This is a genomic window from Streptomyces sp. (assembly GCF_031178505.1).
GTDB lineage: Bacteria > Actinomycetota > Actinomycetes > Streptomycetales > Streptomycetaceae > Streptomyces > Streptomyces gulbargensis.
This window is the reverse complement of sequence record NZ_JAPSIW010000251.1, coordinates 1-8,589: the sequence shown is the minus strand read 5'-3', so window position 1 is coordinate 8,589 and position 8,589 is coordinate 1. Positions and strand designations below refer to the sequence as shown.

At 73.9% G+C, this 8,589-nt stretch carries 8 protein-coding genes; 6 read left to right on the top strand and 2 right to left on the bottom strand.

Going from position 1 to position 8,589, the window contains the following annotated elements; translation table 11 throughout:
- The 6 genes from RIF68_RS18020 to RIF68_RS17995 form a co-directional block, all read left to right on the top strand.
- Window positions 1-861 (top strand): ScyD/ScyE family protein (locus RIF68_RS18020; protein ID WP_309052291.1); only part of this gene is annotated, 861 nt, incomplete at its 5' end.
- A 246-nt stretch (window positions 862-1,107) separates the two neighbouring features.
- On the top strand, window positions 1,108-2,580 hold the full coding sequence (locus RIF68_RS18015) for an FAD-dependent monooxygenase (RefSeq protein WP_309052290.1): 1,473 nt from the start codon (window positions 1,108-1,110) through the stop codon (window positions 2,578-2,580).
- Window positions 2,581-2,628: 48 nt separating this feature from the next.
- A complete protein-coding gene (locus RIF68_RS18010; protein WP_164287134.1) occupies window positions 2,629-3,465 on the top strand; it encodes an NAD(P)H-binding protein in 837 nt (278 codons plus the stop codon).
- A gap of 51 nt (window positions 3,466-3,516) precedes the next feature.
- A complete protein-coding gene (locus RIF68_RS18005) occupies window positions 3,517-4,416 on the top strand; it encodes an alpha/beta hydrolase (protein ID WP_309052289.1) in 900 nt (299 codons plus the stop codon).
- 57 nt (window positions 4,417-4,473) lie between these two features.
- On the top strand, window positions 4,474-5,946 hold the full coding sequence (locus RIF68_RS18000; RefSeq protein ID WP_309052288.1) for an FAD-dependent monooxygenase: 1,473 nt from the start codon (window positions 4,474-4,476) through the stop codon (window positions 5,944-5,946).
- Between the two features lie 198 nt (window positions 5,947-6,144).
- Window positions 6,145-7,326 carry an FAD-dependent monooxygenase gene (locus RIF68_RS17995; protein WP_309052287.1) on the top strand — a complete coding sequence of 394 codons (1,182 nt, stop codon included), beginning with the start codon at window positions 6,145-6,147 and terminating at the stop codon, window positions 7,324-7,326.
- A gap of 21 nt (window positions 7,327-7,347) precedes the next feature.
- Here the strand turns inward: RIF68_RS17995 and RIF68_RS17990 are convergent, their stop codons facing one another.
- Both RIF68_RS17990 and RIF68_RS17985 read right to left on the bottom strand, forming a co-directional pair.
- Window positions 7,348-8,031 (bottom strand): gamma-glutamyl-gamma-aminobutyrate hydrolase family protein, encoded by a 684-nt coding sequence (locus RIF68_RS17990; RefSeq protein WP_203612856.1) that lies wholly within the window; start codon window positions 8,029-8,031, stop codon window positions 7,348-7,350.
- Window positions 8,032-8,118: 87 nt separating this feature from the next.
- The coding region (locus RIF68_RS17985; protein ID WP_309052286.1) for a 3-oxoacyl-[acyl-carrier-protein] synthase III C-terminal domain-containing protein at window positions 8,119-8,589 on the bottom strand (471 nt) is incomplete at its 5' end.

The window sequence follows — 8,589 nt, the reverse complement described above, 5'->3', positions numbered from 1 at the left end:
GGCGAGACCTGCGTCGGAAACACCGGCGCCGTCTACAAGGTCAAGGGAGACTTCAAGGGCCGCGTGGCGACCGGGCTGGCGTCCACCGCCACCGGTGTCGCCCCCGGCGCCCCGGTCTCCGCCTCCGGTCCCGAGCAGGCCGTCCCGGACTACTCCGGCGGATACGTCGTGCTGAGCAACCTCGGCGGCACCACCGAGTCGCGCGCCGCCCTCGGCCCGGACGCCGGCACCCTCGGCACCCTGTTCCGCACGCGGGACGGCAAGGTCCTGGCCGACCTCACGGACCACGAGACCCGCCTGAACCCGGACGGCGGCGAGGTCCACGCCAACCCGTGGCGCTTCACGCGCAGCGGCTCGAGCTACCTGGTCACCGACGCCGGTGCCAACACCGTGGTCCGCGCCCACCGCGACGGCACCACCTCCACCGAGTACGTGGTTCCCACCAACGCCACCCCGCAGCGCGTCGCCGAGTCGGTGCCCACCGGCATCGTCACCGGCCACGACGGCACCGTCTACGTCGCCGACATGAGCGGCACCGTGGCCGGCTCCGCCCGCATCTGGAAGAAGGCGCCGGGCGAGCAGCCCGAGGTCCTCGTCACCGGCCTGACCAACCTGGTCGACCTGGCCCTGGACTGCTCGGGCAACCTGTACGCGCTGTCCTTCACCCAGGGCTTCCAGGCCGGTCCGCCCAAGCCCGGCCTGATCTCGAAGATCGACCTGGAGACCAAGCAGGTCACCGACATCCCCACGGGTGACCAGCTGCAGCAGCCCACCGGCCTCGCCGTCGGCCCGCGCGGACAGCTCTACGTCACCAACAAGTCGAACGGCACCGACGGCGAACTGGTGCGCGTGCGCTACTGACCTCCCGTCACCGCGGAACGACACCGAGGAACGACACCGAGGAAGACGACACCGCACCACCGTCGCGTGCCCCGCGCACGCCCCGGACACGGCCCCGCCGGCCCTCCCCCGACCGGCGGGGCCGTTCCGCGTGCGTCCCCGTCCGGCCGGGGCCCGGCGGGCTCGAGCCGTCCTGCGGCCCCGCGCCACCGGCCGTCGACCGGCCCGGGTTTACCTGGTGCCCAACCATCGGCAGGAGGAGTCCACATGGCACAGGGCGCGATCATCGTGGGAGCAGGCCCGGTCGGCCTGATGCTCGCCGGCGAGCTGCGCCTCGGCGGGGCCGACGTCGTCGTCTACGACAAGCTGCCCGCCGCGAGCGGTGAGTCGCGCGGACTGGGCTTCACCAGCCGCACGGCCGAGGTGTTCGACCAGCGGGGGCTGCTGGAGCGGCTCGGCGACATCCGCTGGGGCAAGCAAGGCCACTACGGTGGTATCCGCATCGACTTCTCGCTGCTGGAGGAGAGCCACTTCGGCGTCATGGGCCTGGCCCAGTCCGTCACCGAGGAGATGCTCGGCGCCTGGGTCGCCGAACTCGGCGTGGAGGTGCGGCGCGGCCACGAGCTGACCGGGCTGCACCAGACCGACGACGGCGTCGTCGCCCGCTTCGAGGGACCCGACGGCCCGGTGGAGGACACCGCCGCCTACCTCGTCGGCTGCGACGGCGGCGACAGCACCGTACGGCGTCTGACCGGCATCGCCTTCCCCGGCGCGCGGGCCACCCGCGGCCTGTACCTGGCCGACGTGGTCGGCGCCGACCTGCGCATGCGGCCCATCGGCGAGCGCATTCCCGGCGGCGGCATGGTCCTCTCGGTCACGCTCGAACCCGGGGTCGACCGCATCGTCATCCACGAGCCCGGCGTCCGGCCCCACCACGGCGAGGGCGAACTCACCTTCGCCGAGGTCGCCGACGCCTGGCAGCGGCTGACCGGCGAGGACATCCACCACGCCGACGCCTCCTGGATGTGCGCCCTCACCAACGCCACCGGCCTGGCCGAGCAGTACCGCAAGGGCCGCGTCCTGCTCGCGGGCGACGCCGCCCACGACCACGCGCCCCTCGGCGCCCAGGGCGTCAGCGTCGGCCTGCAGGACGCCGCCAACCTCGGCTGGAAGCTGGCCGCCGTGCTGCGCGGTCACGCGCCCGACGGCCTCCTCGACACCTACCACGACGAACGGCACCCCGTCGGCGAGCAGTTGATGCGCGACGTGCACGCCATGTCGCTGCTGTACCTCAGCGGTGAGGAGATGGAACCGCTGCGCGCCGTCATGCGCGAACTCGTCCAGCTGCCCGAGGCCGCCCGCCACCTGGCCGGCCGCGTCAGCGGGCTGCACATCCGCTACGACGTCGGCGGCCCCGACGACCCCCGGCTCGGCGTGCGCCTGGCCCCCTCCCGTGCCGTGGAGCGCCCGGACGGCAGCCGCGTCACGGTCGCCGAACTGCTGCGCCCGGCCCGCGGCGTGCTGATCCTCACCGGCGACGACGACACCGCGGCCGCCACCGCCCGCGGCTGGGCCGACCGCGTCGACGTGGTCACCGGCGGCTGGGCCGACCAGGACGCCGACCGCACCGCCCCGCAGGGCGTCCTCGTGAGGCCCGACGGCCACATCGTGTGGGCCGCGCCCGACGGCGGCGACCTCGCCGAGGCACTCACCCGCTGGTTCGGGCACCCCGCCGCCTGAGCCCCGCCCGCGGCCGCCCCCTTGCGACCACCAGGAAAGGCAACCGTCATGACAGTGCTCGTCACCGGCAGCCGCGGCAGGGTCGGCTCCCTGCTCGTGCGGACCCTCCACGAGCGGGGCGTGCCCGTCCGGGCCGGCTCCGCCGCCCCCGAGAAGTTGACGCTGCCCGAGGGCGTGCCGTCCGTGCGGCTCGCCCTGGACGACCCCGCCACCTTCCCGGCCGCTCTCGACGGCGTCACCTCCGTGTTCCTGTACGCGGACCCCTCCCACATCGACGCGTTCGTCGCACAGGCCGTGACCGCCGGGGTGGAGCACGTCGCCGTGATGTCCGCCGACGCCGTACTGCGCCCCGGAGCCGACAGCGACCCGATCGCCGCCCCCCACCTCGCGGTCGAACGCTCCCTGGCCGCCTCCTCACTGACCCACACCAGCCTCAACTGCGGTGCCCTCGCCTCCAACGCCGGCTCCTGGGCGTACACCCTCAAGGCGCGCGGTGCGGTCACCCACCCCTACCCGGACAGCTTCGCGGACCCGATCAACGAGCGGGACATCGCCGAGTGCGCGTACGCCGTCCTCACCCGGCCCGAGCTGCGCGGCCGTTCCTACCACCTGACCGGTCCGGCCTCCCTGAGCTTTCGCGAGCAGGCCGCCGTCATCGCCGAGGCCACCGGCCGGGAGATCCCCATGGAACGGATCGCTCCCGAGGTCTGGCGGGCCAACAAGCCCGGCTTCATGCCGGACGACATCGCCGACGCCCTGCTGCGGCTGTGGGCGGCCAGCACCGCCCCCGTCCCGCTCAGCCAGGACGTCGAGGCCCTCACCGGCCGTCCGCCCCGGCCCTTCGCCGACTGGGCGCGGGAGCACGCGGCACGCTTCGCCGCCTGAGCCCGTGCGCGCCCGGGCGAGAAGGGGAACCACGAGAAAGGGAACCTGCACATGACAGCGGAGCACGGCCCGGTCGTCCCCACGGACGAGGAACTGGCGCGGTCCCTGCCGGGTGACTTCCGCAGCCACCTCGCCGACGTCAACGGAACCCGCCTGCACTACGTGAGCGGCGGCAGCGGCGAGCCCCTGGTCCTGCTGCCCGGCTACCCCCAGACCTGGTGGGCCTGGCACAAGGTGCTGCCCGCCCTCGCGGAGCGCTTCCACGTCATCGCGGCCGACCTGCGCGGCATGGGCGGCTCCGCCCGGCCCACCGGAGGCTACGACAAGAAGACGATGGCCGCCGACATCCACGCCCTCGTCCGGCACCTGGGGTACCAGGACGTACACATCGCCGGCCACGACATGGGCGCCATGGTCGCGTTCGCGTTCGCCGCCAACCACCCCGAGGCGACCCGCAAGGTCGCCATGCTGGACACCCCGCACCCCGACGAGAGCTACTACGACCTGCGCCTCATGGCCCGCCCCGGCACCGGCATCACCCGCTGGTGGTGGGCGTTCAACCAGGTCCGGGACCTGCCGCAGGTGCTCTACGGCGGCCGTATGCGCGAGGTCATCGACTGGCTGTTCGAGCACGCTCTGGCCGACCAGTCGCTGATCGACGAGCGCGACCGCGCCGTCTACGCGCAGCGCTACGACAGCCCCGAGGGCATCCGCGCCGCCTGCGCCTGGTACCAGGCCTACCACCAGGACATCGAGGACCGGAAGACCTACGGCAAGCTCGACGTCCCCGTGCTGGGCATCGGCTCCCGCCACACCTACGAGTACTTCCGGCACCTGCTGCCCACCCTCGCCGGCGACGTACGCGTCGAACGGGCCGCGGACTCGGTGCACTACTTCCCTGAGGAGGAACCGGAGCTGATCACCCGGTACCTGCTGGACTTCTTCGCCTGATCACCGTCGACCTGGCGCCCGCCCACAGGGGGCAGCCATCTGTGTGAGGAGTAGGACATGGCCAAGGGCGCGATCATCGTCGGCGCCGGACCGGTGGGCCTGATGCTCGCCGGGGAACTGCGCCTGGGCGGCGTCGACGTCGTCGTGTTCGAGAAGCTGCCCGCCCCCAGCGGCGAGTCGCGCGGCGTCGGCTTCACCCGCCGTGCCGCCGAGGTGTTCGAACAGCGCGGCCTGCTGGAGCGCTTCGGAGAGGTCGAGTGGGCCAAGGGTCACTTCGGCGGTGTCCGCATCGACTTCTCGAAGCTGGACGACAACCACTTCAGCGTGCGCGGCATCCCCCAGTTCCGCACCGAGGAGATCCTCGGCGAGTGGCTCGACGAACTCGGCGTCGACGTCCGCCGCTCCCACGAGGTCCTCGGCTACCGCACCGACGACGAGGGCGTCGTCGTGCAGTACCGGGGGCCCGACGGCGTCGGGGAGGAGAGGGCCCAGTACCTCGTCGGCTGCGACGGCGCCCGCAGCATGGTGCGCAAGCTCGCCGGCATCGACTTCCCCGGCTGGGAGGCCACCCGCGGGATGTACATGGCCGACATCGTCGGGGCCGGCGTGCGGCAGCGGCCCATCGGTGAACGCGTGCCCGGCGGCATGGTGATGGCCTTCAACCTGGAGAACGGCGTCGACCGCATCGTCATCCACAACGAGGCCCTGCGACCGCCGGAGGACAAGAGCAGCCTGACCTTCGACGTCATCGCCGACGCCTGGCAGGAGATGACCGGCGAGCGCCTGCACGACGCCGAGGTCCGCTGGATCAGCTCCTTCACCGACACCACGCGCCAGGCCGCCCAGTACCGCTCGGGCCGGGTCTTCCTCGCCGGTGACGCCACCCACATCCACATGCCGGCCGGCGCGCAGGGCATGAGCGTGGGCGTGCAGGACGCCGCCAACCTCGGCTGGAAGCTCGCCGCGGCCATCAACGGCTGGGCGCCCGAAGGGCTGCTCGACACCTACCACGGCGAACGGCACCCGGTCGGCGAACAGCTCATGCGCAACACTCGCGCCCAGACCAAGCTCTACCTCAGCGGCGAGGAGATGGATCCGCTGCGTGCCGTCATGCAGGAACTGGTCGCCGACCCGGCCGTCGCCCGCCACCTCGCCGGACAGGTCAGCGGCCTCGACATCCGCTACGACATGGGCGAGGGCGGCCACCCGCGCCTCGGCCTGCGCCTGCGTCCCGACCTGCCGCTCAAACTCGCCGACGGCCGGCCCGGTTCGGTCGCCGCCCTCCTGCACCCGGCCCGCGGCGTCCTGCTCGTCACCTCCGCCGCCGCGGACGCGGACACGCTGCGCGAGACCGCCGCGCCCTGGCGCGACCGGATCGACGTCGTCGACGGCGACTGGGCCGACGAGGAGCCTGCCCTCCAGGACGCCCCGCAGGCCGTGCTGGTGCGTCCCGACGGATACATCGCCTGGGCCGCCCCCGACGAGGCGGACCTGCGGCAGGCTCTGCAGCGCTGGTCCGGGGCTGCTTGAGCCCCGGTCGTAGGGCCGCCCCAGGCAGCCGGGGCGGCCCTATCGTCGTATCGCGGCGGGCGCCGGAGCGGTGCGCGCAGCGGCCGTGGACCCATCGCGCCGCGAGCGGCCCGGCTCACGAGCCTCCCCCGCATCCCTCCACCGCGTCGCCCGCCACCGGGCGCCCGGCGCGGCACGGCTGCCCTCGAGGAGACACGGATGAGCCCGGACAGGATCCGCATCGCGGTCGTCGGAGCCGGCATCGGCGGACTGACCGCCGCCATCGCCCTGCGCGGGGCCGGACTGCACGTGGACGTCTACGAACAGGCCCCGGTGCTCACCGAGGTCGGCGCGGGCATCCACCTCGCGCCCAACGGCAGCCGGCTGCTGCACCGGCTGGGGCTCGGCGAGAGCCTGCGCGCCCACGCCGTACGGCCCGAGGAGCTGGAGGTACGGGCCTGGGACACCGGCGCGGTACTCGCCCGGCAGCCCATGGGCGCCGCCTGGGAGACCCGGTTCGCCGGCCCGCACTACACCCTGCACCGTGCCGACCTGCACCGCCTGCTCGCCGAGCGGGTGCCCGCGTCCGCCGTACACCTGCGTCACCGCGTCGTAGCCGTCACCGAGGACACCGACGGCGTACGGATCGACTTCGCCGACGGCACCCACGCCCGCGCCGACGTCCTGGTCGCCGCGGACGGCGTGCACTCCGTGGTCCGCCGCACGCTCGCCCCCGCCGAGCGGCCCGTGCTCACCGGCAGCGCGGCGATCCGCGCCGTCGTTCCGGCCGACGGCCCCGCCCTGCCCGTCGACGCGATGCTCACCTGGTCGGGTCCCACCGGCCGGCTCCTGGCGCACCCGGTGCGCGGCGGCCGGCAGACGGCGTTCGTCGCCGTCCTCGCCGACGGTTCGGACGTCGACGGTCCGGCCGCCGCCGGCGAGTCCTGGAGCCGCGCCGCCGACATCGCCGCCCTGCGCTGGGCGTTCGCCGACTGGGAGCCGACCGCCCGCAAGCTCGTGGAGTCCGCGGCCGAGGCCGGTCACTGGACCCTGTACGACCGGGAACCGCTGCCCCGGTGGAGCACCGGGCGCACCACTCTCCTCGGCGACGCCGCGCACCCGATGCTGCCGCATCACGGGCAGGGCGCCAGCCAGGCCATCGAGGACGCGGTGGCCCTGGCCGCCCTCCTGGCCCACCACGGCGACCGGCCGGGCGGGGTGCGGGAGGCGCTGCGCCGCTACGAGGAGCTGCGTCTGGACCACACCTCCCGGGTCCGTCTGGGCTCGCTCGGCGGCGGCTCGCAGCGGCTGGCGGCCGGCGTGGCACACGTCGTCGACGACGTGACCTGGGTGCAGCGCTACGACGTGCAGGCCGAACTGGCCGCCGCCGGGGTGCTGTGAGCCGTCCGGGACGGGGCGGGGTCAGCGGGCGGCGTCGACGAATGCCTTGAACAGCGGCACGGTGTCCTCGCCCAGCTCCGCGTGCGCCTGCAACCCCACGAGGAAACGGGCCGAGGGGTCCTCGGCGGCCTCCAGCACACCGTCCTCCGACCAGGCCGTCGCCACCAGCCCCGCCCCCAGCTTGTCGATGCCTTGGTGGTGGTGGCAGTGCACGGTCGCCGACGTTCCCATCGTCGAGCCGGTCAGGGAACCGGGCTCGATGCGGATGCGCCGCGCGTCGTACTGCCCGGGCACCCTGGGGGAGTGCTCCGGCAGGTGCTCGTGCAGGGTGCCGCCCCGGGAGATCGAGATCAGTTGCAGGCCCCGGCAGACCGCGAGCACCGGGATGCCGCGTCGTTCGGCGACTTCCAGCGCCCTCAGCTCCGCCTCGTCGCGCACCGGGTCCGGCGGCAGGGCGTGCGGGCCGGGCTCGGCCCCGTAGCGTGCGGGCTCGATGTCCTGGCCGCCGCTCATCAGCAGCGCGTCGACCCGCTCCATCACGTCCGCGGCGCTGTCGGGAAGCGGCGGCAGCAGCAGCGGCGAGCCGCCGGCGTCCGCCACCTTGCGCACGTAGGCGAGCGGCAGCACGGCGGACGGCACGTTCTGCCAGATGGTCCAGTTGAGCACCGTCGTGTCGGCCGTGACGGCCACCACCGGTCGGGTCATCGGGATACGTCCTTCACAGTCGGTCCACACGGAGCAGGGCGGGGCCGTCGGGGCCGGGCGCCGGTGCGGGAGGGCGGCGGCACGGCGTCAGCCGGCCTGCACCACGGCGCACGACCAGGTGAAGCCGCCCCCGCCGCCGAGCACCACGGCGAAGTCACCACGGCGCAGTGGGTAGCGGGAGCCGAGATGGGCGAGGCCGGCCGGTACGTCGCCCGCCCCCAGGTGTCCGCTGTCCTCGCGCAACTGGACCGCCTCGCAGTCCATCAGCTCGTCGAGCAGGAGGTGCGTGACCCGCAGGATGCCCTCGCTGAGCCGGGGCAGCACCACACAGCGCACGCGCGGATCGCGGGGTTCGACGCCCGCCTCGGCCAGCGACTGCAGCAGGATCGTCCGCACGCAGTCCCCGGCGGTCTTCATGAACGGGCCCATCCCGCCGTTCATCTCCAGGTAGGCCTTCTTCGGCCGCCGCACGTCGATGGGCCCCTCGCGCCAGGCGGGCGCGGGGGTGACGGCGTCACGGCCCCGGTACATCGCTTCGTACTCGCAGGCCGTCGCGAA